Annotated in this window: 23 protein-coding genes and 2 pseudogenes; 11 read left to right on the top strand and 14 right to left on the bottom strand. The window is 72.0% G+C overall.

Annotation, left to right across the window (positions count from 1 at the left end):
* Window positions 1-55: 55 nt before the first annotated feature.
* From EZM51_RS01345 to EZM51_RS01325, 5 genes are all read left to right on the top strand, one after another.
* Window positions 56-2440, top strand: a complete 2385-nt coding sequence (locus EZM51_RS01345) for a LuxR C-terminal-related transcriptional regulator (protein ID WP_136706303.1) — start codon at window positions 56-58, stop codon at window positions 2438-2440.
* A 74-nt stretch (window positions 2441-2514) separates the two neighbouring features.
* Window positions 2515-4614, top strand: coding sequence for a sensor histidine kinase (locus EZM51_RS01340; RefSeq protein ID WP_136706302.1), 2100 nt, complete (start codon window positions 2515-2517; stop codon window positions 4612-4614).
* Window positions 4607-5266 (top strand): response regulator transcription factor, encoded by a 660-nt coding sequence (locus tag EZM51_RS01335; protein WP_211195779.1) that lies wholly within the window; start codon window positions 4607-4609, stop codon window positions 5264-5266. Before EZM51_RS01340 ends, EZM51_RS01335 begins: the two co-directional genes overlap by 8 nt.
* A gap of 90 nt (window positions 5267-5356) precedes the next feature.
* Entirely contained in the window at window positions 5357-6118 is a 762-nt protein-coding gene (locus EZM51_RS01330; protein ID WP_136706300.1) for an alpha/beta hydrolase, read from the top strand.
* Window positions 6119-6267: 149 nt separating this feature from the next.
* Window positions 6268-7002, top strand: a complete 735-nt coding sequence (locus tag EZM51_RS01325) for a hypothetical protein (RefSeq protein WP_136706298.1) — start codon at window positions 6268-6270, stop codon at window positions 7000-7002.
* A 34-nt stretch (window positions 7003-7036) separates the two neighbouring features.
* On the opposite strand, the gene EZM51_RS01320 is transcribed toward EZM51_RS01325, so the two are convergent.
* Entirely contained in the window at window positions 7037-8026 is a 990-nt protein-coding gene (locus EZM51_RS01320) for a DUF5937 family protein (RefSeq protein ID WP_136706296.1), read from the bottom strand.
* Between the two features lie 90 nt (window positions 8027-8116).
* Between EZM51_RS01320 and EZM51_RS01315 the strand changes: the two genes are divergently transcribed.
* On the top strand, window positions 8117-8518 hold the full coding sequence (locus EZM51_RS01315; protein ID WP_136706295.1) for a cupin domain-containing protein: 402 nt from the start codon (window positions 8117-8119) through the stop codon (window positions 8516-8518).
* Between the two features lie 79 nt (window positions 8519-8597).
* Here the strand turns inward: EZM51_RS01315 and EZM51_RS01310 are convergent, their stop codons facing one another.
* The 9 genes and pseudogenes from EZM51_RS01310 to EZM51_RS01275 all read right to left on the bottom strand — a co-directional run.
* The gene (locus EZM51_RS01310; protein WP_136706293.1) at window positions 8598-9266 is read right to left on the bottom strand and encodes a DUF6766 family protein; all 669 of its coding nucleotides are present in this window, start codon (window positions 9264-9266) and stop codon (window positions 8598-8600) included.
* A gap of 181 nt (window positions 9267-9447) precedes the next feature.
* Window positions 9448-9982, bottom strand: a pseudogene (locus EZM51_RS01305) (aldo/keto reductase); the annotation flags it as partial.
* Window positions 9983-10002: 20 nt separating this feature from the next.
* Entirely contained in the window at window positions 10003-10638 is a 636-nt protein-coding gene (locus tag EZM51_RS01300) for an MBL fold metallo-hydrolase (RefSeq protein ID WP_136706292.1), read from the bottom strand.
* A 30-nt stretch (window positions 10639-10668) separates the two neighbouring features.
* Window positions 10669-10806 carry a hypothetical protein gene (locus tag EZM51_RS20980; RefSeq protein ID WP_248305402.1) on the bottom strand — a complete coding sequence of 46 codons (138 nt, stop codon included), beginning with the start codon at window positions 10804-10806 and terminating at the stop codon, window positions 10669-10671.
* A 73-nt stretch (window positions 10807-10879) separates the two neighbouring features.
* Window positions 10880-11113, bottom strand: coding sequence for a hypothetical protein (locus EZM51_RS20975; protein ID WP_248305401.1), 234 nt, complete (start codon window positions 11111-11113; stop codon window positions 10880-10882).
* Between the two features lie 80 nt (window positions 11114-11193).
* On the bottom strand, window positions 11194-12960 hold the full coding sequence (locus tag EZM51_RS01290; RefSeq protein WP_136706290.1) for a beta-galactosidase: 1767 nt from the start codon (window positions 12958-12960) through the stop codon (window positions 11194-11196).
* Between the two features lie 78 nt (window positions 12961-13038).
* Entirely contained in the window at window positions 13039-14382 is a 1344-nt protein-coding gene (locus EZM51_RS01285) for a sugar ABC transporter substrate-binding protein (RefSeq protein ID WP_136706288.1), read from the bottom strand.
* A 92-nt stretch (window positions 14383-14474) separates the two neighbouring features.
* Window positions 14475-15284 carry a carbohydrate ABC transporter permease gene (locus EZM51_RS01280; protein WP_248305440.1) on the bottom strand — a complete coding sequence of 270 codons (810 nt, stop codon included), beginning with the start codon at window positions 15282-15284 and terminating at the stop codon, window positions 14475-14477.
* A gap of 122 nt (window positions 15285-15406) precedes the next feature.
* Window positions 15407-15538, bottom strand: a pseudogene (locus EZM51_RS01275) (sugar ABC transporter permease); the annotation flags it as partial.
* Window positions 15539-15542: 4 nt separating this feature from the next.
* On the opposite strand from EZM51_RS01275, the gene EZM51_RS01270 reads away from it, so the two are divergent.
* Together EZM51_RS01270 and EZM51_RS01265 are read left to right on the top strand one after the other, a co-directional pair.
* Complete coding sequence (locus EZM51_RS01270) at window positions 15543-16073, top strand: substrate-binding domain-containing protein (protein ID WP_136706284.1); 531 nt, start codon at window positions 15543-15545, stop codon at window positions 16071-16073.
* 65 nt (window positions 16074-16138) lie between these two features.
* On the top strand, window positions 16139-17671 hold the full coding sequence (locus tag EZM51_RS01265; protein ID WP_136706283.1) for a glycosyltransferase family 39 protein: 1533 nt from the start codon (window positions 16139-16141) through the stop codon (window positions 17669-17671).
* A 393-nt stretch (window positions 17672-18064) separates the two neighbouring features.
* On the opposite strand, the gene EZM51_RS21305 is transcribed toward EZM51_RS01265, so the two are convergent.
* The gene (locus EZM51_RS21305) at window positions 18065-18253 is read right to left on the bottom strand and encodes a hypothetical protein (protein ID WP_349236051.1); all 189 of its coding nucleotides are present in this window, start codon (window positions 18251-18253) and stop codon (window positions 18065-18067) included.
* A gap of 101 nt (window positions 18254-18354) precedes the next feature.
* On the opposite strand from EZM51_RS21305, the gene EZM51_RS21300 reads away from it, so the two are divergent.
* Window positions 18355-18534, top strand: a complete 180-nt coding sequence (locus EZM51_RS21300; protein WP_349236055.1) for a crosslink repair DNA glycosylase YcaQ family protein — start codon at window positions 18355-18357, stop codon at window positions 18532-18534.
* 51 nt (window positions 18535-18585) lie between these two features.
* On the opposite strand, the gene EZM51_RS01255 is transcribed toward EZM51_RS21300, so the two are convergent.
* On the bottom strand, window positions 18586-19158 hold the full coding sequence (locus tag EZM51_RS01255; RefSeq protein ID WP_136706281.1) for an XRE family transcriptional regulator: 573 nt from the start codon (window positions 19156-19158) through the stop codon (window positions 18586-18588).
* Window positions 19159-19226: 68 nt separating this feature from the next.
* Between EZM51_RS01255 and EZM51_RS01250 the strand changes: the two genes are divergently transcribed.
* Window positions 19227-20189 carry an NAD(P)/FAD-dependent oxidoreductase gene (locus EZM51_RS01250; protein WP_248305400.1) on the top strand — a complete coding sequence of 321 codons (963 nt, stop codon included), beginning with the start codon at window positions 19227-19229 and terminating at the stop codon, window positions 20187-20189.
* A 60-nt stretch (window positions 20190-20249) separates the two neighbouring features.
* Here the strand turns inward: EZM51_RS01250 and EZM51_RS01245 are convergent, their stop codons facing one another.
* Both EZM51_RS01245 and EZM51_RS01240 read right to left on the bottom strand, forming a co-directional pair.
* Complete coding sequence (locus EZM51_RS01245) at window positions 20250-21008, bottom strand: SDR family oxidoreductase (protein WP_136706277.1); 759 nt, start codon at window positions 21006-21008, stop codon at window positions 20250-20252.
* Window positions 21005-21457 carry a hypothetical protein gene (locus EZM51_RS01240; RefSeq protein WP_136706275.1) on the bottom strand — a complete coding sequence of 151 codons (453 nt, stop codon included), beginning with the start codon at window positions 21455-21457 and terminating at the stop codon, window positions 21005-21007. The genes EZM51_RS01245 and EZM51_RS01240 overlap by 4 nt, the downstream gene beginning before the upstream one ends.
* 145 nt (window positions 21458-21602) lie before the next feature.
* On the opposite strand from EZM51_RS01240, the gene sigJ reads away from it, so the two are divergent.
* Window positions 21603-22511: an RNA polymerase sigma factor SigJ gene (sigJ, locus tag EZM51_RS01235; RefSeq protein ID WP_136706273.1), complete on the top strand. Its 909-nt coding sequence runs from the start codon at window positions 21603-21605 to the stop codon at window positions 22509-22511.
* Window positions 22512-22527 lie beyond the last annotated feature (16 nt).

Raw genomic sequence — 22527 nt, 5'->3', positions numbered from 1 at the left:
CGTCTTCAGGGGTCGCACCGGTGCGGCCGGGCACCGCCGGATCTAGACTGGCGCCGTGCCGGGCCAGCGATTGACCCCCCGTGAGAGCGCGGTGCTCACCGCCATCGAACGGCGCCTCAGCAACCCCGAGATCGCGGCGGAGTTGTTCATCTCCGTGCGCACCGTCGAGAGCCACATCGCGAGCCTGAAGCGCAAGCTCGGCGCCGAATCGCGCGCCGACCTCATCGCGGCGGCCGGCGCGCGGCGCGAGCGCGCGGCATCCGTGCGACTGCCCCGCAACGCGTTCGTCGGCCGCGACGCCGAGCTCGCCGCCCTCGCCGACCTGCTCGAGACGCACCGATGGGTCACCGTGGTCGGGCCGGGCGGCGTCGGCAAGACGCGCCTCGCCCTCGAGTTCGCGGGCCGCAGCGAACGCGTGCCCGTGGTGGTCGAGCTCGAGCACGCCGAGCCCGGGGACGTCGTCGCCCGCATCGCCCGGGCACTCGACCTCGAGGCGGGGTCGAGCACGGATGCCTCCGCCTCGATCGCCGTGGCGCTCGCGGCGAACCCGTACCTGCTCGTGCTCGACAACGCCGACCGGGTCGGTCCCGCCGCCGGCGAGATCGTGGCGCGCGCGCAATCCGCCGCCCCCGACCTGCGCGTGCTCACGACCTCGCGCACCCCCATCGGCGACGCCGCCGAGTCGGTGTATCCGCTCGCGCCGCTCGCGACGGAGGGTCCGGATGCCGCGGCCGTCGCCATGTTCCTCGACCGGCTGGGCGTCGCCGGTCGTGCGACCGCGGCGCCGATGGCGCTGTCGGCCGCCCGGCCCGCGCCCGCCGACTACGAGGTGGCGGCGCGGGTCTGCCGTCGGCTCGACGGGTTGCCGCTCGCCCTGGAACTCGCCGCCGCGGTCGCCCGCCACCTCTCCCTCGACGAGCTCGCGGTGCGCCTCGACCGCGACTTCGCCACACTCGACCGGGCCGTGCCCGAGGGCCGTCACCGCACCCTCGAGACCGCGTTCGAATGGACGTGGGACCTGCTCACCGACGAGGAACGCGAGGTGCTCTGCCGACTCGCCGCCCTGCCCCGCACGTTCGACGTCGACCTCGCCGTCGCGGTCACCCATCAGGGCGCGGAGGGCGTGCTGCTGCGCCTCCTCGACCACTCCATGGTCGTTCCGGCCGGTGGGCGTCCACGTCGATTCCGGCTCCTCGCCGTCATGCGCGAGTTCGTGCGGGCACGCACCGATCCCGCCGTCATCCGCGAGGTGCTGCGACGGCACGCGGAGTACATCGACGAGGTCGTGACCGAGTTCGTGCGCCACGCACGCATCGACGACAGCGCCGAGGCCGTGCGCACGTCGGAGACCCTGTGCCCCGAGGTCAATGCGGCCATTCGATGGGCGCTCGCGGCGGGGCATCCGTCGGCCATCTCCCTCGCCGCATCGTTGGCCGTGGGCGTCGAGCAGTACGGCTCCGACGTCGACAGCGTGCGAACGCTCGCCATGGCGGCGAACGACGAGCGGGTGCGTGCCGGGGCCTCCGCCCGGCAACTGCTCGATCTCGGCATCGGGCTCGCCTTCGTCGACGTGAACCTCGTCGACGAGCTCGCGCGGCTGGCGCTCGCCCGCGCCGACGACCCCCGGTCGCGCCTCGCGGCCAACCACCTCGCGGGCCTCGCCGACGCGTACCACGACCGCGTCCCCGAGGCGCAGGCGCACCTCGACGAGGCCGAGCGGCTCGCCATCGAGCTCGACCAGGCGTGGGAACTCGCCGCGATCCGCCAGATGCGGGGCGTCGCGTACTGCCACGCCTCGCCTCCGGATTCGGTCCGCGCCGTCGCCGCGTTCGAGGCCGCCATGCGCGGCTACGCGCTCGCCGGCGATGCCATGCACGCCAACAACGCGCGCTTCATGATGGCGTTCTCTGCGGCGGAGGATCGGCTCGGGCTCGAGCAGGCGGCCCTGTGGGCGGCCGAGTGCGCCGACTACGCCCTGCGGACCGGGAACCAGCACGAGCTCGCCCACGCCCACCTCGTGCAGGCCATGCTTCGAACGGATGCCGCGAGCCCCGCGGCATCCGATGAACCGAGTCGGCGCTCGCCCGACGCCGACGAACGGGAGGGACTCGCCGCGCCCGACGACCTCGCCGAGCTCACGGCGACGTTCCGGCGCCTCGGCGACCTGCGCTGCGTGACCCGCAGCCTCCTGCTCCGGGCACGGCTGGCCGGATCCGACGAGCGCGTCGCCCTCCTCGAAGAGGCCCTCGGTGCGGCACGGAGCGCCGGTGACGTCACCCACCAGACCACCGCGCTCACCCGACTGGTCCGCGCGCACTGGAGGCGGGGCGACCGCGTCGCGACGCTCGCCGCCCTCGACCGCCTCGAATCGGTCGCCGGAGCGGATGCCGCGGCCCGCGCGTGCCCGCCCGAGCTCGCCGGCGCCCGTGTCGCCGGCTGACCGCGCGCAGCCGCGCCGATGAACGGGACACGTGTCCCGTGACAGCGGGACACCCCGGCTGCCACCATGATCGGATGACCCGCGCCCTCGCCACGAGCCGCATCGCGACGATCGTCGCGCTGTGCGTGTCGCTCGTGGCGGCCGTCGGCGCGATCGCGTTCGACCTGCGCGTGCTGCCCGAGCACCCCGACGCGCCGATGTCCTCAGGCTGGTCGGGGGTGCTGCCGGGGGTCGCGATGCTGGTGCCCGGGTGCCTCCTGCTCTGGCGGTTGCCGTGGCATCCGATCGCCGTGGTGCTCGCCGGGTTCGGCACGCTGTGGGTGATCGACGGCCTCGCCTCCGCTGCGGTGAACCTCGCCTGGTACGAGGATCGCGACGCGTGGTGGGCGGTGCCGGCGTTCTGGATGTTCACGCGACTCGGGTCGGTGCTGATCCTGCCGATCGTGCTGCTCCTGCTGCTGTTCCCCGACGGCCGGCTGCGGCGCGGCCGCGGCTGGCGCGCCGTGTCGATCGTCGCGATCGTACTCGGGCTCGTGATGCCGTTCGCGTTCCTGTTCGTGCCCTACGACGTGCTCGCCTCCGACGACCCTCTGCGCACCGAGCTGCTCGCCGCGTTCGAGCCGCCGCTGCCGACGATCCCGCTGCCGGATGTCGCGTGGGTCGCAATCCTCGCCGCCGCACTGCCGTGCCTCATCGCGAGCCTCCTGCTCGCGCTGGTCGTCGCGGTGAGCCGCCGATTCGGCGCGACGGCCGAGGAGCGCGCGCAGCTGCGGTGGCTGGTCTGGTCGGGTGTGGTGTTCGTCGCGTCACTCGCGATCGCTCCGCTGCTGCCGGCCGTGCTCGTCGATGTGCTGGTCGCGGTGACCATCGCGCTCATGTCTGCGTCGGTCGTGGTCGCGGTGACGCGCCACCGGCTCTACGCCATCGACCGCCTGCTGTCGTGGACGCTCGTGTACGCGGTGCTCATCGCCGCGATCGTGGCGGTCGACGTGCTCGTGGTGCTCGCCGTCGGGAGCGCGATCGACGATCGCGCCGCGATGCTCGTGGCCGTGGTGGTGGTGATGCTCGCCTACGCGCCGCTTCGCGGTCGGCTGTTCGCCCTCGCGAGCCTGATCGTGAACGGCCGGCGCAGCGACCCCTACGGCGTGGTGTCGTCGCTCGGCGATCGCCTCGACCGGGCCACCGACACGCCCACCCGGCTCGGCGACCTCGCCGCCGCCATCGCCGAGGCGTTCGCGTCGCCGTACGTGCGCGTCGAGCTCGACCGGCCCGACGCCGACCCGATCGTCGCCGAGCAGGGCACCCCCACGGCGGCGCTTGAGGAGATCCCGATCGACTACGGCGGCGCCGTCGTGGGTCGCATCCTGATGGAACCGGGACGACGGCCGGTCGTGTCGGAGCGCGACCAGCGCCTCCTCGGCGACCTCGTCCGGCTCGCCGTGGCCGCGATGCGCAACGCCGAGCTGGGCCGCGAGCTGCAGGCGATCCGCGAGCGACTCGTCGTCGCCCGCGAGGAGGAACGCTCGCGCCTGCGCCGCGAGCTGCACGACGGCCTCGGCCCGCTCCTCGGCGGCGTGAAGCTGCGCCTCGAGACCGCCCGGAACCTCGCCGAACGCGACCCCGAGCGCTCGCTCGCCCTGCTCGACGCGGCCATCGACGACCAGTCGGAGGTGATCGACGAGATCCGCCGCATCGTGCACGACCTGCGGCCGCCGGCCCTCGACGACCTCGGGCTCGTGCGCGCACTCGAACAGCAGGCGACGCGTCTCACGGGCGGCGGCCTCGCCGTGGAGGTGTCGGGCGACCTGCCCCGCGAGTTGCCGCCGGCCGTGGAGGTCGCCGCCTACCGCATCGTCTCCGAGGCGCTCACCAACGCGCGCCGGCACTCGGGCGCCGCGCACGTGGTCGTGCGCCTCGAGCTCGACGAGCGGATGCTCCGCGCCGAGGTGCGCGACGACGGTGCCGGCATCCCGGTCGACGCGGTCGGCGGTGTCGGCCTGCGGTCGCTGCGCGAGCGGGCGGCGGAACTCGGCGGCACGCTCGAGATCGGACCCGCCGATGGGCGCGGCACCGTCGTCCGAGCGGCGCTGCCGCTGGGGCATCCGGTCGCTCCGCCCGATGGGCAGCCCGAACCCGAAGCCGAGACCCCCATGGAGGCCACCGCCGATGCCTGAGGACCCGATCCGCGTCGTGCTCGTCGACGACCACCCCGTGTACCGCGAGGGCCTGTCGATGCTCCTCGAATCGATGGACGGCGTCGACGTCGCCGCGACCGCCGCCGACGGCCGGGAGGCGCTCTCGGTCGTCGAGGCCGCCGACCCCGACGTCGTCGTGATGGACGTGCAGATGCCGCGCCTCGACGGCATCGCCGCGACCCGCGAGCTGGTGTCGCGGCATCCGCACCTCGCCGTCGTGGTGCTCACCATGTCGGAGGACGACGAGACCGTCTTCGCGGCGATGCGCGCCGGCGCCCGCGGCTACCTCGTGAAGGGCGCGAGCCAGCATGAGATCCTTCGGGCGATCCGCAGCGCCGCGGCCGGGGAGCTCGTGTTCGGGGCGGCGATCGCGCGGCGCGTCGCGGAGTTCTTCGCGGCTGGGCCGGCGTCGGCGCCGGTCGCCGAGGTGTTCCCGCAGCTCACGGCGCGCGAGCGGGAGGTGCTCGACCTGCTCGCCGCCGGCCGGTCGAACCCGCAGATCGCGCAGGCGCTCTTCCTCTCGCCGAAGACCGTGCGCAACAACGTGTCGAACATCTTCGCGAAGCTGCAGGTCGCCGACCGCGCCGAGGCGATCGTGCGCGCCCGCGACGCCGGGCTCGGGCGCGGGTAGCGTCGGCGGACTGACGGCCGGGACGCCGGCGCGGTACCGTTGGTTCCGAACAATCGTGCACTTCGTCCCGCGGCATCCGGGAGGTCGGCCATGCGAGCGTCGGTGATCTTCCTACCGGGCATCATCCTCCCGGCGGACCTCGCCTTCGCCGTCCTGCGCGAGGAACTCCCCGCCTGGGTCGATCCGGTCGTCAAGGACCTCGAGATCTACGCCCACGGTGAGCCGCCCGCCGACTACGGGCTCGACCTCGAGATCGAGGGCGTGCTGCGGGCAGCCGACGAGGCCCGCTTCGAGCGCTTCCACCTGATGGGGTACTCGGGCGGTGGCGCGGTCGCCTTCGCGTTCACGGCGGCCCACCCCGAGCGCATCGAGAGCCTGGCCCTCCTCGAGCCCGCCTGGCTGGGCAACGACGACATGGGTCCCGGCGAACTGCGCACCAGGGCGGAACTCGACGAGGCGGCGAAGCTGCCGCCCGACGCCAGGCTCGCCGAGTTCACCAGGATCCAGTTGGCACCCGGCGTCGAACCGCCTCCCCGCCCCGACGGACCCGCTCCCGAGTGGATGCGGACGAGGCCCGCCGGCATCGCGGCGATCATGCGTGCATTCGCCCGAACCCACGTCGATGTCGACGTGCTGCGAGCCATCGATGTACCCGTGTATTACGCACTCGGCGGTCGGAGCAACGCCGATTTCTTCGGCGAGATGGCCGAGCGGTGCCGGTCCATCTTCTCGGACTTCACCCTCGAGGTGTTCCCGGAACGACATCACTTCGATCCGCCGCACCGCATCGAGCCCGAGCGGCTGGTGAGCGCACTCGAAGCCCTCTGGGAGCGCGCGTCTCGAGCTCGGTGAGGTCGGGGTCCCAGCTCGCCGGCGGTCTCGGATTCGCGCGGTCCCGGGCGCAGGTCGAGACATCCGCGGGACACCGCTCCCTGTGGGCCCGGGTCGCGCCCCCGGGAATCTGGGATCACCAACCCGGAACCCACGAAAGGCGCAATCACATGGATCTCTTCGCCACCGCCACCGACCGCGCCACCTCCGCGCCCGATGCGCCGGCTGAAGCGGCGCAGCGGGCGGAGACGGGGCGCACGCCCGAGGCGACCGCCGCCCTCGGCCCCGTGCGCGCGAACCGCCTGCAGCGCATCGCCGGCGCCGGGCTCATCGCCGCACCGCTGCTGTTCACCGCCGGCATGCTCACATCGCCGCAGCAGACCTCGCCCGGCACCGCCGGCTACATCGAGTCGCTGGCCGCCGACCCGGCGCTCAGCCTCTGGTCGGCGAACCTGCTGCACTACGGATGGGTCGCCCTCGCGCTCGGCGCGATCGCCTCCATCGGCCTGCTTCGTGGCCGCCGCGGCCGCATCTTCCTGCCGATCACGGCGCTGCTCGTCGCCTTCGGAGCCATCCAGATGTCGGGCCTGCTGCTGTCGGATTGGTTCCTGATCAGCGCCGGGAACACGCTCGCCATCGAGGACGCCGTGCTCATGGACGCCAACGCGAAGGAGTGGACCTCGGCCATCTGGCAGTACACCGGCATGGGCGGTGGGCTGCTCGGCATGGGACTGATGTCGCTCGCCCTGGCGCGCGCCGAGGCGGTCTCGTGGTGGATCGCGCCGCTCGGCTTCCTGCCCTGGATCGCGCCCGGGCTCGTCCCCGGTCCCGTCGGCGTGCTCGCAGGTCTCGTCTGCTACGCGCCGCTGGCCGTCGCCGGTGCGCGCCTGGTCGCCGCCCGCTGAGCCGGCTCGAACCCCAACGACCCGCGCACACCCGTCAGATCGTGGCGCCGACGAGCGCCTCGCCGAGGGGCGTGCGCGAATGCAGTACCCGGGCTCCGTCGCGCACGCTCGCGACGAGGCCGCTGTTGCGGAGCACCGTCAGGTGGTGCGACGCGGTCGACACCGCCATGCCGCAGTCGTGGGCCACCTGCGAGGTCGTGCGCGGGTCGTGGGCGCTGAGCAGGATCTCGGCACGCGCGGGGCTCAACAGCGCGCCGAGCGAGCGCGACGCCGCCTCGGGGTCGCGGGCCCACGTCTCGGTCACGCCCTGCGCCGGGTAGAACAGCGTGGGCTGCGCGGGCGGCTCGGTGAGCACGGCGCACCGGTGCGAGCTCATGACCGAGGGCACCAGCACGAGCCCGCTGCCCCGGCAGTCGACGAGCTCGCTGTGCCGGCGCAGTCGCACCCGCACCCCGTCGCCGTGCCAGGTCACCGATTCGTGCAACGCCCGCACCATCGAGGCGATGCCATCGGTCGTCACCCGCCTCGCCCGCACGGCGATGTCGGCGCGCAGGATGCGGTCGAGCTGCGTCCACACCGGTGCGAGCAGCGCGTCCCAGAGCTCGGTCCACGCGTCGGCGATCAGCTCGCGCGAGCGTTCCGGATGCTCCATCATGCGGGCGATGGCCTGGTGCCGGCGTCCGCTCGACCTCGCGAGCATCTTCGTGAGATCCGCGCGGAACAGCTCGGGCGGCACGGCCCGCAGCCGCTCGGCCTCGTCGGCGGGCGCCATGTCCCAGCTCGGAGTGGCCGTGAAGAAGTCGGGGAAGTAGCCGTCGGCGCCGATGACCGTCGATATCAGGTCGAACGGTTCCCGCGGCACGCGAGCGCGAACCGAACGCAGCCAGCCCCACTGCATGGGCTGGTCCTCGGGCCGCTGCAGCACGCGCAGGGCATTGCACAGCTCATGGCCGGGCGAGACCCCGAAACGAATCGCCGAGATGTCGTCTGGCGCGAGCCGGAAGTCCACGTACTTTCGATCCACGTCGAAATGGTATCGGCGACGGATGCCTCGGCGGGAGCCTGTGGGCGATGGATGACGGCAGGTCATCCGCGACACGAAAGGACCAGCACCATGACGCTCGCAGACCTCGACACCACCGGTGCGCCGGACGCCGCCCCGAACCTCGCCGGGGTCGTGCCGGCCGAGGCGATCCGCGTCGGCACGAGAGGAACCCTGCGGTTCGAGGGCCGCGACCACGGCTCGGCGATCTCGTACTTCCTCGTCAATGCCGAGCCCGGGCAGGGACCCGACCTGCACCGGCACCCGTACCCCGAGACCTGGATCGTGTTCGAGGGCGAGGCGCGCTTCACCGTCGGCGGCGAGCAGTTCATCGCCACCGCGGGCGACACCGCGACCTGCGCCGCGGGCCTGTGGCATGGGTTCAAGAATGCCGGGACCGGGCGCCTCAAGGTGCTCGGCATCCACCCGTCGGACACGATCATCCAGGAGAACGCCGACGAGGTCGGGGCCTGATGGGCGCGGCTGGGCCCGGCCCAGCCGCGCACGGCCCTCAGTCCTGAGTCCTCAGTCCACGGCCCTCAGTCCTGAGTCCTCAGCCTGAGACGGCGCTCTCGTGGTGGGGCGCGCCGACCGGCTTCGACTCCGACGATCCCCGCTGGCGCAGGTAGATCGACAACGCGATCATGCTGCCGACGGCGAGGAACTCGGATTGCCAGTTCTGCAGGGTGCGGTTCCAGAAGTCGGCCGAGACGAGGTACTCGGTCCAGGAGACGATCGCCTGGCCGTGCTCGACCTGCTCCGAGTTGAACACGACCATCCCGGAGAGCGACTGGGCCAGCCACGAGAGCAGGAAGATCGCGCCCATCACGAGGAGCAGCGAGTTCGAGAAGACCGTGCGGCGCCAGTCGGCGGCCTTCGCCCACATCGGGGAATCGCGCCGCGCGTGCTCGCCGACAAGCTGCTCCTCGTCGGTGCCGATGCCCTCCTCGCCCGGCTTCTTGGACTCGGGCGAGCCCTTCTGCACGAGCCAGATCGTGGCGAGGATGAACAGGAAGAACTGCAGGTACTCGGACTGCCAGTTCTCGGCCACGTCGACCACGAACTCCGACGACGTGACGAACTCGGCCCAGGTGTAGGGCGGCGATCCGTGCGACGCCTGCTCCTCGTTGACGCGGAAGAGTCCGGCGACGGACTGGCCGATCAGGGCCAGCGCGAAGAGCGCCCCGAAGGCGATGCTGAGCGCGTGCTGCCGGATCCGCATGTCGTTCACCTCCCCATCAGTCCGATGGCGAGCATGTAGGCCAAGCCCGCCGCGATCACCGCGAGCCACGACGTGAAGACGACTCTCATGTGCCGACGGTGCCCCCCGCCGTACGGCCCTGTCAACGGGTGCGAGGAGGCGGCGGACCATTGCTAGGATGGTCCGCCGCCTCCCGCGTGGGTCAGGCTGCCCGCGAGACGCCCGAGAGTGCATCGACCTCGTCGGCGGCGAGCACCAACTCCGCCGCACGCACCGAGTCCCGGATGCTCTCGGGCCGCGAGGCGCCCGGGATCGGGATCACCACGGGGGCGAGCGCGAGCTCCCACGCGAGCGCGACCTGCTGCGCGCTCACGCCGTGGGCGTCGGCGACGTCCCGGAACGCGACGTGCTGTCGGCCCATGTCGCCGGCACGGCTGATGCCGGTTCTGCACCGAGACGAGCCGTCCGCCGAGGATCTCGTTGGCCTCGTCGATCTGGGCGATGTTCGCGTTCGAGATGCCGGCCAGCTCGATGACGCCGTCGTCGAGCAGGTCGCGGATGGCGCCGACCGAGTCGGCGTAGGGCACGTCGGGGTCGGGGCGGTGGAACTGGTAGAGCCCGATGGCGTCGACGCCGAGGCGCCGGGCCGACGCCTTCGCGGCCTCCTTCAGGTACTCGGGCCGGCCGTCCCGCGTCCAGGTGCCGTCGCCCGGGCGGAGGTGGCCGCCCTTGGTCGCCTCATCGCGGGCGCACGCCGTCAGCCCAGCGTGATCGATTCGCCCATGGCGAGGCGACGGATGTCGGCGCCGTCGCCGGCGCGCTGGGCTTCGAGTCCCAGCCACGCGTCGACGGATGCCAGTCCGTGCTCGTTGAGCATGCCGTCGTGAGTCGAGTAGGCCCGGACCGGGCGCACGGTCCGCAGGTAGTCGATCATCTCTCGGCCGCGCATCCACGGTGCGTGGGTGGGGAGCAGGAGGGTCGGCACCGGGACCTCGGGCACCGTCAGCGCATCGCCCGGATAGAACACCTCCTCGTCGATGAGGAAGCCGACATTCGATGCGATCGAGACGTCGGGGTGACCCTGGGCGTGCCGCTCGCCGAACACCTGCACGGCGAATCCGGCGGCCTCGAAGCGGTCTCCATCGGCCACGACGTGCACGCTCGCCGGAGTCTCGGCGAGTGCCTCGGCCACGGCAGCGCACGTCCAGACCTCGAGGGGGCCGGATGCCGCGAGCCGTTCGATATCGAGATGGTCGGCGTGCCCGTGCGTGATGAGCACGGCCGCCACTTCATCGAGCAATGGTGCATCGGAGAACACGCCCGGGTCGATGACGAGCGAACGTCCGTCCTTCTCCAGAAGAACACAGGCATGGCCGTACTTCGTGAGCTTCATCGTTCAGTCCTCGATTCGATCTCCTGCCCGTCAGGTGTCGAGTGCGCCCGGCGTGTCCATCACGTTCGTGCCGTCGGACAGCACCGGCGACAGGATGCCGAAAAGGTTCCCGTCGGGGTCATGCAGGTAGGCGCCACGACCGACTCCCGTCATGTCGTATGGTGCCATCGACTCCGTCGCACCGAGTTCGAGCGCCCGCGCGAACATCGCGTCGACGTCGCCGTCGATGCCGACGACGATGTCAGCCGTTCACGGGCGCTCCGGGCTCGGGACTCGGGCCCTCGCGTTGCGTGAGACCGCCGTTGATGCCGCGCCCCGGCTCGTCGACTCCGACCGCGCCCTCGCCGGTCTCGATGAGCCAGTACTCCATCTCGCCTGCCCGCGTGAATCGCCAGCCGAACAGCGCCGCGTAGAAGTCGATGAGCCGCTGCGGCTCCGATGCATGGATCTCGAAGTGCACGACGAGGTTCGCCACGATGCCCCCTCAGGTTCGATCCCGCTCAGGCTACGCCCGGCCGCGCAGGGCATCCAGCGCCGCCCGCGTTCCACGCCGGCTCAGATCTCGGTGTGCCCGAGCCGCGGCGCGGCCACCGTGCGGATCTCCGGCACGGCCAACGACTCGAACTCCAGCACCGCGACCTCGTTCGCGCCCGATCGCGTGACCGGCGCGGGCACGACGAGGGTACGCTGCGGCCCGTGGCGCCAGTACCGGCCGAGCAGGAATCCGTTCACCCACGCCAGCCCCTTCCCCCAGTGCAGGGTGTCGAGGAACAGGTCGGCCGGCGCGGCGAGCTCGATCTCCCCGCGCGCCAGCGTCGGGCCGGCGCCGAACCCCGCGGCACGCCCGCGCGATGCGAGCTCCGGCACGCGGTCGAGGTCGACGGGACGCACGCACCAGTCGGTGACCTCCCTGCCGTCGATGGCGACGCCGCCGATGAGGCCCTTGTGCTCGCCGAGGCGAGCCCCGTAGTCCACGCGCCCCTGGTCCTCGACCACGATCACGAGCTCGCCGCGAGTGTCGGGCAGCACGACCGAGCGCTCGTGGGCGTCGCGCGACATGACGCCGACCGGCACCCCGTCGAGCAGCACCCACGCGCGGTCGCGCACCTCCTCGCCGACCGTGAGTACGCCCGGGCCGCCACGGCCGAGTCGGGTGGCGAACAGCGCGACGCCTCGGTCGTGGCCGAGTTCGTCGAAGGTCGGCACGGTGGCGTGCCGGGTCTCGTCGCCGAGGCGCGCGGCGACCTCGAGCAACGACGGCCCGACGGCGAGCGGCGCGACGAGTTCGGGTGCCGGCGGGCGCGGCGCCGGCCATTCGTCGGGAACCGGCGCGTACTTCGCGATCACCTCGCGGAACGCCCGGAACTTCTCGGTCGGATGCCCCGACTCGTCGAGCGGTGCGTCGTAGTCGTAGCTCGTGGTGATGGGCGCGTAGCGTCCCTTGTCGTTCGCGCCGTTCGTCAGCCCGAAGTTCGTGCCGCCGTGGAACATGTAGATGTTCACGGACCCGCCGGCCGCGAGCAGCACGTCGAGTTCGGCGGCGGATGCCGCGGCATCCGTGGTGTGATGATGCGACCCCCAGTCGTCGAACCAGCCGCACCAGAACTCCATGCACATGAGCGGGCCCGTGGGCTGGAACTCGCGCAGGGTCGCGAGCCGGTCGGCGGCGCGCGACCCGAACGACGCGGTGAGGTGCAGGCCGGGGAGGCTGCCGTCGGCGAGCATCCGCGGCGTCGGCTGGTCGATCGTCGTGAGGGGCACGGTGATCCCCGCCTCACGGGTCACCCTGACAAGCTCGGCGAGGTAGGCCTTGTCGGATCCGTAGGCGCCGTACTCGTTCTCGATCTGCACGAGGACGACCGGCCCGCCGGCGTCGATCTGGCGCGGCGCGATGATCTCGTACACCTGGCGGAGATACCCACCCACGGCGTCGAGGTAGGTCGGCTCCGACCGGCGCATGCCGACCGCCGGATCACGGAACAGCCACGCGGGCAGGCCGCCGTTGTCCCATTCGGCGCAGATGTACGGGCCCGGCCGCACGATGGCGTGCATGCCCTCGGCCGCGACGAGGTCGAGGAACCGCCCGAGGTCGACCCCGCCGTCGGCACGCCATTCGCCGGGGCGTCGCTCGTGGGCGTTCCACGCGACGTACGTCTCGATCGCGTTGAGGCCCATGAGCCGAGCCTTGCGGATGCGGTCCGCCCAGAGGTCGGGGTGCACGCGGAAGTAGTGCAGCGCGCCGGCGAGGATGCGGTGCGGGTGGCCGTCGAGCTCGAAGTCGGTCGCGCCGATGGCGAAGCGGGAAGGGGCGGTCACTGGCATCCGTTCTGGTGGTTCCGGGTCGTCTGGACGGAGCGAGGCCGGCCGAGCGCACCCGGCCGGCCCCGCGTTCGACGGCGGCTACTCGCCGACCGTGAAGCCCTGCTCGTTGCCGTACTCGACGAGCTGGGCCTGCCAGGCGGCGAGTCCCTCCCCGAGGTCGGCCCGGTTCGCGTAGGACTGTCCGACGGTGTCGCCGAAGATGCTGTTCGCGTACACCTGGTAGGGCAGGTACGACCAGCCGGATGCCACGTCCTTCGACGCCTGCGTGAGCACCTCGTTGATCTTCTGGCCGCCGAAGTACTCGGACTCGAGGCCGACGAAGTCGGGGTCCTCGAGGTCGGCCGTGGTCGACGGGAAGCCGCCGCTTTCGAGGAACACCTCGATCGACGCGGGGTCGCTGTTCAGCCAGCGCAGGAACGCCGCGGCGAGCGCCGGGTTCTTCGACTGCTTGGTGACCGACTGGCCGCCGCCGCCGTTCTCGGCCGCGACCGGGGTGCCGTCGTACGTCGGCATGGGCGCCACGCGCCAGTCGCCCGCGGCATCCGCGACGCTCGACTCCAGCACCCCCGGCATCCAGGCGCCGATCACGAGCGTGGCGATCGAGCCGTCGGCGAGGCCCTTGAACCACTCATCGCTCCACCCGGGAGTGGTCGCGAGCAGCTCCTCCTGGATGAGCTGGTTCCACACGCCCGTCCACTGCTGCGTGCCCTCGTCGGCGAGGTCCACGGTGATGTCGGTGCCGTCGATCGCGAACGGGCGACCGCCCGCCTGCCAGATCATGCTCGTCGCGAACCCGGCGTCGCCGGTGTCGGAGGTGATGTACTTCGTGGGGTCGGCCGCGTGCAGGTCGCGGGCGGCCTGCACGTACTCGTCCCACGTCGCCGGCACCTCGATGCCGTACTGGTCGAAGACCGCCTTGTTGTAGAAGAGCGCCATGGGGCCGGAGTCCTGCGGCAGGCCGACGAGCTTGCCGTCGACGTTCACGGCACCCCACGTCGACGCGGAGTACTGGTCCTCGAGCTCGTCGAGGCCGTACTCGCCGAGGTCGACGAGCGCGTCCGAGAGCGCGAACTGCGGGATCGCGTAGTACTCGATCTGCACGACGTCGGGCGCGCCCGAGCCCGCCTTGATCGCGTTCTGGAGTTTCGTGTACTCCTCGGTGTTGGTGCCGGCGTTCACGAGCTCGACGTCGACGTTCGGGTAGGCCTCCTCGAAGGCGGCGACCTGCGCCTCGGCGCTCGGGGTCCAGCTCCAGTAGGTGAGCTCGCCGCCGGCCTCGAGCGCGGCGTCGAGGTCGTCGGCCGAGCCGCCGCCGTCGTCGGCCGAGCCGGCGCCGGACGCGCAGGCGGCGAGCAGGCCCGTGAGCGCGGCCGCCGCGACGATCGTCGTGGTCCGCCGGAGGGCGGTCCGGGAGATGGCCATGTGATGTGTCCCTTCACTTCGTTGTGCCGTGTGGTCCGGGGCAGGACGCTCCGGTCGGGCGTTGGTGGTGTTCGTCACGCGGTGCCGCCCGGTCACTGCTTGACGCTTCCGGCGCTGAGTCCCGACTGCCAGAACCGCTGCAGGCCGAGGAACGCGACGACGATGGGGATGATCGTGAGGAGCGACCCCGTGATCACGAGGTTGTAGATGGGCTGGGCGCCGACGCCGGTCGCCTGCGCGTTCCACTGGTTGAGGCCCACGGTGAGCGGGTACCAGGTGGGGTCGCTCAGCATGATGAGGGGCAGGAAGTAGTTGTTCCACGTCGCCACGACGGTGAACAGCAGCACCGTGACGATGCCCGGTGCGAGCAGCCGGATGGAGATGGTGAAGAACGTGCGGAACTCCCCCGCGCCGTCCATGCGGGCGGCCTCGAGGATCTCGGTCGGCACGGAGTCGACGGCGTAGACCCAGATGAGGTAGAGCCCGAACGGGCTGATGAGCGATGGGATGATGATCGCCCACGGCGTGTTCGTGAGGCCGAGCTGGCTGAACATGAGGAACGTCGGCACGGCGAGGGCGGTGCCGGGCACCGCGATCGCGCCGAGCACGACGGCGAACACGGCGCGTCGCCCGGTGAAGCGGAACTTGGCGAGCCCGTAGCCGGCGAGCGTGGCGAGCAGGGTCGCGCCGCCGGCGCCGAGCACGACGTAGAGCAGCGTGTTGCCGAGCCAGCGCAGGAAGATGCCGTCGCGATAGGTGAGCGTCTCCCAGACGTTCTGGAACAGCACGAACTCGTCGCCGAACCACAGGCCGAAGCTCGAGAACAGCCCGCTCTGCGTCTTCGTGGCGTTGATCACGAGCCACGCGATCGGCACGAGGCTGTAGATCACGAAGATGCCCATGAGCAGGGTGAACGCGACCGACTTGCGGGGCCGCAGGGGCGAGCGGTGCCGACGACGTCGGCTCGCGGCATCCGTTCGCTCGTCTTCGAGAGCCGGGCGGATGCCGCGGACGGCGGTCGTCGTCATCGCTCCTCCTTCCGCGAACCACGGAGTTGCACGAGGTAGGCGATGACGGCGGTGATGACGCCCATCACGATCGCCACCGTGGCCGACGCGTTGTACTGCTGCCCCGAGAACGAGAGGTTGTAGGCGTACCCGGTGGTCGACACCGACCAGGCGCACGGCGCGCGGCTCGCGACGGAGCACCTGCTCGGCCTCGGGCACCGCACCGTGTGGCACGTCGCCGGTCCCGAGCGCTCGTACTCGGCGACGCGTCGGCGCGAGTCGTGGGCGCGGACGCTCCACGAGCACGGTGCCGAGGTGCCGCCCGTGCAGGTCGGCGACTGGACGAGCGAGTCGGGCCACGCCCTCGGCGTCGAGCTCGCCCGCGATCCCGAGGTCACGGCGATCTTCGCGGCGAACGACCAGATGGCACTCGGCGTGCTCCGTGCGCTGCACGAGGCCGGCCGAGCCGTGCCGGCCGAGGTCAGCGTCGTGGGCTTCGACGACATGGCCGAGTCGGCGAGCTTCTGGCCGACGCTCACGACGGTGCGCCAGTTCTTCGGCGAGGTCGGACGACGCTCGGTCGAGACGCTGCTGCACGAGGTGGAGGGTGGCCGGCCGCGCGGCACGACGCTCGTCGACACCGAGCTCGTGGTGCGCGCGAGCACGGCGGCACCGCCGCGCTGACGACGGGCCGACGCGCGGGCGCCGCCACGGCCGCAACCCCCTCGCGGATCTCGTCCGAGGGGCGCATGCTGACCGAGATGGTCCTGACCGGCGGAGCCGGACGCGCCGGCTCCGACATCGCCGACGCGTCGACGACGCGCTGGACCGATCGGCGTGTCGCCATCGTGGTCGGCGTCGCATCCACCGTGCTCGTCGTGGCCGGATCGTGGATTCCGTCGCTGTGGGGTGACGAGGCCGCGAGCATCATGTCGGCTCGTCGGGACTGGGGTTCGCTCTGGGCGCTCCTCGGCGACATCGATGCGGTTCACGGGCTCTACTACGCAGTCCTGCACGTGTGGATCGACCTCGTCGGCGACTCCCCGTTCGCCGTGCGCCTGCCGTCGGGGATCGCCGTGGGTGCGGCATCCGCGGGTCTCTTCCTGCTCGTCCGGCGACGCGCGCCACAGGCGACGGCGCTGATCGCGGCGGCCGTGTTCACGGTGCTGCCGCGGACCACGTTCCTCGCGGTGGAGGCCAGGTCGCTGTCGCTCGCGACCGCCGCGGCCGTGTGGCTCACGCTCCTCATGCTGCGGCTGGTCGATGATCGGATGCGCCGGGGCTGGTGGTGGGCCTACGCGCTCGGGCTCGGGGTCGCCGTGCACCTCCACCTCTACCTGGCGCTGCTCATCCCGGTGCACGCCATCGTCGCCGCCGTGGCGCTTCGCGCCTCGGGTGGGCTGCACGGCATCCGGATGCGTCGATTCCTCGTTGCCTGGGCCGGAGCCGTGCTCCTCGCCGCGCCGATCGGCGTCGTCGCGGTGCGCCAGCGCGACCAGATCGACTTCCGGCGGCGGTGGCGCGTCGTCACGGCCGAGGGGGTGCTCGTCGACCAGTGGTTCATGCTCGAGGTGCTCGCGCTCGTGGCATCCGCGTTCATCGTCGTGTCGATCGCGGTCGCCGTCGGCCTTCGCGATCGTGCGGCGCGCGGGGAACGACAGCTGCTCCTCCTCGGCGGAACGTGGCTGGCCGTTCCGACGGTCGCGCTGATCCTCGTGTCCGCGATCGCCGGGCTCGGATACACGCCGCGCTACCTGGCCTTCAGCGCGCCGGGCGCGGCGATCATGATCGCGGTCGCCGTCGCGTCGCTGCCGCGCCGGTGGATGCAGGTCGTCTCGGTCGCGGTCATCGCGGCACTCGCGGCTCCCGCCTATCTCGACCAGCGGACGCCGTACTGGAAGAACGGCGGCACCGACTGGCAGGACGTCGCCGAGGTCGTCTCGGAGGTCGCCGAGCCCGGCGACGGCATCGTCTTCGACGAGAGCGTGCGCCCGTCGCGTCGGCCCCGACTCGCGATGCACACGTACCCGCACGGGTTCGTCGGCCTCGTCGACCTCGGGCTGGTACGGCCCTACGACCAGACCGACGGGCTGTGGGATGTCACGGCGCCCCTCGCCGAGGTGAGCGAGCGCCTCGTCGGGATCGATCGCGTCGTGGTCGTGTCGCGGAGCGTCCGCGGCGTCGATGACGACGTCGCGACCCTTCGGCGCGAGGGGTTCGAGCCGACGGAGCGGGTGGCACTCGAGTCGGACGTGGTGGCCGTGTACGAGCGCGCGCCGTGAGCGGGGCCTGCGGCGGCCGATCCTCTCGACGGCGGCGCCAAGTCGGGCCGCCGCGGCGAGCGAGGGCCGCCGCGGGCGCGGCGCGGCGTCGGACCCTCGCGCTAACGTGGCCCGCGTGGAACCGCACCGACTCTCCCGGGCCGACGCCAGGCGCATCGCGATCCGGGCGCAGCTGCTCGACGCACGGCGACCCACCGACCTCGTCGAGACCGTGCGGCGGCTGACCTTCCTGCAGGTCGACCCGACCGCGGCGATCGCCCCGAACGCCGACCTCGTCGCGTGGAGCCGCCTCGGCCGATCGTACGAGCCCGCCGCTCTCGTGCGCGCCCTCGAGGAAGACCGCGACCTGTTCGAGCTCGACGCGCTCATCCGGCCCATCGAGGATCTCGCCCTCTACCGCCCCGAGATGGCGACCTGGCCGACGTGGGAGCGCAGCGCCGCGTGGCTGCGAGACAACGACTCGTTCCGCAGGGACGTGCTCGACCGGCTCCGCGACGCCGGCCCGCTCATCTCGCGCGACATCCCCGACACGAGCGTCGTGCCGTGGCCGTCGTCGGGATGGACCGCCAATCGCAACGTCACGCAGATGCTCGAGTTCCTCATGATGCGCGGCGAGGTCGCGATCGCCGGCCGCCGCAGGCGCGAGCGCATCTGGGACCTCGCCGAGCGCGTCTACCCCGACGATCCTGCACGGCGACCGCCTCGTCGGCAAGCTCGACGCGAAGGCCGACCGCAAGGCCGGGGTGCTCGTCGTCACCGCCGTGCACGAGGACGTGCCGTTCACGCCGGTGGTGCGTCGCGAGGTCGACGACGAGATCGCCGACCTCACGCAGTGGCTCGGCCTCGAGGTCGCGCGCGCCTGAGCGGCGCGTCTCCGCGACCTGCGGGCCGAAGCACACCGCAGGGCGGCGGGCCTACCCGTTCCGCAGGTGCATGCGCTCGCCCTGGGTGCTCAGCAGGTTGATCACCTCGGCGGGCTCTTCCGATGCGCTCGCGAACCCATGCGGCATCCGGGTGTCGAACTCGGCGGCCTCGCCGGTCTCGAGCACGGTCTCCTCGTCGCCGAGGGCCAGCCGAATCCGGCCGCTCAGCACGTAGACCCAGTCGTACCCCTCGTGGGCGCCTCGCTCGAGCGGGGCGTCGGGCGGATGCCCCGGCAGCACGATCTTGTACGCGTGCAGGTCGGGGTTCTGCCGAGTGAGCGGGATGATCGCGCGACCGTTGCGGTAGAACGGCTTCGGGTGGATGCGCGGGTCGGCGATCTGCGGCGCCCCCACGAGGTCGTCGAGGCTCGCGCGGTACGCACCGGCGAGCCGGATCAGCAGGTCGAGCGTGGGCTTGCGCAGGCCCGACTCGAGCCGCGACAGCGTCGAGACCGAGATGCCGGTCTCGGCCGAGAGCTCGGCGAGCGTGTAGCCGCGACGATTCCGCAGGGCTCGCAGTCGCGGGGCGACGGCATCGAGCACGGTTCCGAGGTCATCTGCCATTCCGAACTCCCTTTGCCGTTCCAGCAATGTTCGTTGCGATTCTCGCAGACTCCGACGAGAGTGGGCGCATGCACCACGAAACCTGGGATGCCATCATCATCGGCGGCGGCAGCGGCGGGCTCAGCGCCGCCCTCATGCTCGTGCGCGCCCGGCGCCGCGTGCTCGTGGTCGACTCCGGTGCGCCCCGCAACCGGTTCGCCGCGCACATGCACGGCGTGCTCGGTCGCGACGGCTGGTCGCCGCTCGACCTGCTCGCCACCGGTCGCACCGAGATCGAGCGCTACGGCGGCGTCGTGACGCCCGCCGAGGTCGTCGCCGTCGCACACGACGACTCGGGCTTCGACGTCGAGCTCGGCACCGGCGACCGCCACCGCGCACGTCGCCTGCTCATCGCGACCGGACTGCACGACGAACTGCCCGACATCCCCGGCCTCGCCGAGCAGTGGGGCCGCGGCGCATTCGTGTGCCCCTACTGCGACGGCTGGGAGTGGCGCGACCGGCGCATCGGCGTGCTCGCGACCGGACCGATGTCGGCCCACCAGGCGCAGATGCTCCGGCAGTGGTCGCCCGACGTCGCCTACTTCACGAACGGCGCCGAGCTGCCCGATGACACGGTCGCCGAGCTGACCGCGCGCGGCATCGCCGTCGAACGGCGCGCCATCGCCGGCACGAGCAACGACGACGACGGCCGGCTCAGCGGCATCCGCCTCTCCGACGGCGACACCGCGACGATCGACGTGATCTTCCTGCACCCGCGCGTCGTGCCGAACGACGGGCTCCTCCTGAGCCTCGGCGCCGCCACCGTGCCGGGCCACGGCGGCGCACCGTGGGTCGAGGTCGACGAGACCGGGCGAACGAGCGTCGACGGTGTCTGGGCCGTGGGCAACGTCGTGAATCCCTCGGCGTCGGTGCCCGTGGCATCCGGAGCCGGCAACGTCGCCGGAGCGACGATCAACGCCGATCTCATCGAGGAGGAGATCCAGACGGCTCTCGCGGCAGCCGAGGCCGCCGCGCTCACACCCCGATCGTGAGCGTCTGCGGGTCGAGGAACGTGGCGCCGCGCGCGGCGTTCCCCGACCCGCGGGAACCCATCAGGCCGCGGTTCGTGCCTGGGCGGCGTCGACCCACTCGTCGAACGACTGCCTGCCGATGTCGGCGCCGGGGCGCGCGAGCATCGTGCCATCGCGCATGGCCTTGCCATACGCGCCGGGAATCGGCACCTCGACGATGAGCCCGCGTACGCCCGCGATCGCCGCGCTCCGACGCACCATGTCGTGCATGCGCTCGACGCGCGGCCCGGCGAGGTCGCGCACACGGCCGGCGGGCGAACCCTCGGCGAGCTCGACGAGCCGCTCGGCGACCTCGCGCGCGGCCACCGGCTGCGACTGCATCCGGGGCACCACCACGAGCGGGCCGAATCGCATGCGCTGCAGCAGCTGCGACGAGAACTCGTGGAATTGGGCGGCACGCAGGATCGTCCACGGCACGGGCCCTGCCTCCACGAGCTGCTCCTGCAGCACCTTGCCGGCGTAGTAGCCGTAGGGCGCGAGGTCGACGCCGACGATCGAGAGCGCCACGTGGTGGCCGACGCCCGCGGCCGCCTCGGCGTCGAGCAGGTGCCGCGTGACCGCTCCGAAGAACGCGCGGGACTCGGCATCCGACAGGGTCTGCGTCGACGAGACGTCGATCACGGCGTCGATGCCTGCGAGCGCTTCGGCGAGTCCGGCGCCGGCGACGAGGTCGACCCCGGTCGAGCGGCTGAGGACGACGGCGTGGTGGCCGCGTTCGCGAACGACGTCGACGACGTGGCGTCCAACGGTGCCGGTTCCTCCGGCGACGGCGATCTTCATCGGGTGTGCTCCAGTTCTGTCGTGGTTCCTGCGGTGGTGGTTCGAGCGGCTCGAGCCGGGACGAGCAACGGGATGCTCAGGACGATCGGCGCCGCGAGGGCGACCGATTGGGCGACGGCGTCGAGCACCGAGAGGTCCTCCAGGTGCGCGACGTGGTAGCCGAGGTGCGGCACGGAGAACACGAGCCAGGCGGCGCCGACGGCGATCGCGGCATCCACTCGCCGTTGCAGGGCCGCGACCACGCCCGCGGCGAGCAGGGCGAGGTAGAGGGCACCGACGTCGCGGATGAGGTGCTCGTTGTACGGCCCGTCGTGCCCGACCCATGCGGCGAACCCGAAGCCGGGGAAGGCGTCGGAGAATCCGCGTGGGAAGACGAGCGCCCAGATGCCGACGAACGCGGCCGTGGCGTTCAGTATCCAGAGGATGATGCGTCTCGATGTGGTGTTCACACCCATTACGACCGGGCAGCCATCCGAAATGTGAGCGAGTCGCGGAACGCGGCATCCGACCTCACGTTCCGCGCCGCCGTCTGGTCTTGAATGGTGAGGGGCCGCCGACGACGGATGCCCCGCCGCCGACCCACTTGGAGGAACCATGCCCGAGCACCGGTCCGAGGCGCTCGGCGAGCTGCTGGACGAACGCGACCACCTCATCAACCTCGCGTTCCGCATGCTCGGATCGAGGAACGACGCCGAGGACGTGGTGCAGCAGACCTACGTGCGCTGGTTCCAGCTGAGCGACGTGGACCGAGCGGCGATCGAGCGACCGCGCGCATGGCTCACGACCGTGGCGTCGCGCATCTGCCTCAACATCCTCGATTCGGCGCGGGTGCGTCGCGAACGCTACGTGGGCGAGTGGCTGCCCGAACCGCTGCCGTCGATGACGACGGATGCCGCGAGCGCCTCGGCCCCGGCCGTCGACCCGCTCGACCGCATCACGCTCGACGACTCGGTGAGCATGGCACTGCTCGTCGTGCTCGAGTCGCTCACGCCGGCCGAGCGCGTCGCGTTCGTGCTGCACGAGGTGTTCGGCGTGCCGTTCGCCGAGATCGCCGAGATCGTCGGCCGCTCCCCGGAGGCGACGCGTCAGTTGGCGTCGTCGGCGCGTCGGCACATCCGCGACCTGCGTTCACGGCCGACGGATGCCTCGGAGCACGCACGTCTCGTCACCGCGTTCCGGCTCGCGTGCGAGAGCGGCGACCTGGACACGCTCGTGGGCATCCTCGACCCCGAGGCCACGTCGGTGAGCGACGGCGGCGGCAAGGTGCGGGCCGCGCTCCGTCCGGTGGTGGGCGCCGACAACGTGGCCCGGTTCATCCTCGGCATCCTGCAGAAGGCGACCGACATCACGGTCGAGGAGCACGAGGTGAACGGCGAGCCGGGGCTCGTGGTCGGCAGGGGCGGTGACGTGGTCGGCATCGTGGCGCTCGGCACCGACGCCGGGCGCATTCGCGACGTGTGGATCGTGATGAACCCCGACAAGCTCGAGGCGTGGAACCGCTGACGGTCGCCGGCCCGGC

The organism is Agromyces sp. H66 (assembly GCF_004959775.1).
GTDB lineage: Bacteria > Actinomycetota > Actinomycetes > Actinomycetales > Microbacteriaceae > Agromyces.
The sequence above is the reverse complement of the archived record's forward strand: the minus strand, read 5'-3'. Positions and strand labels throughout refer to the sequence as shown.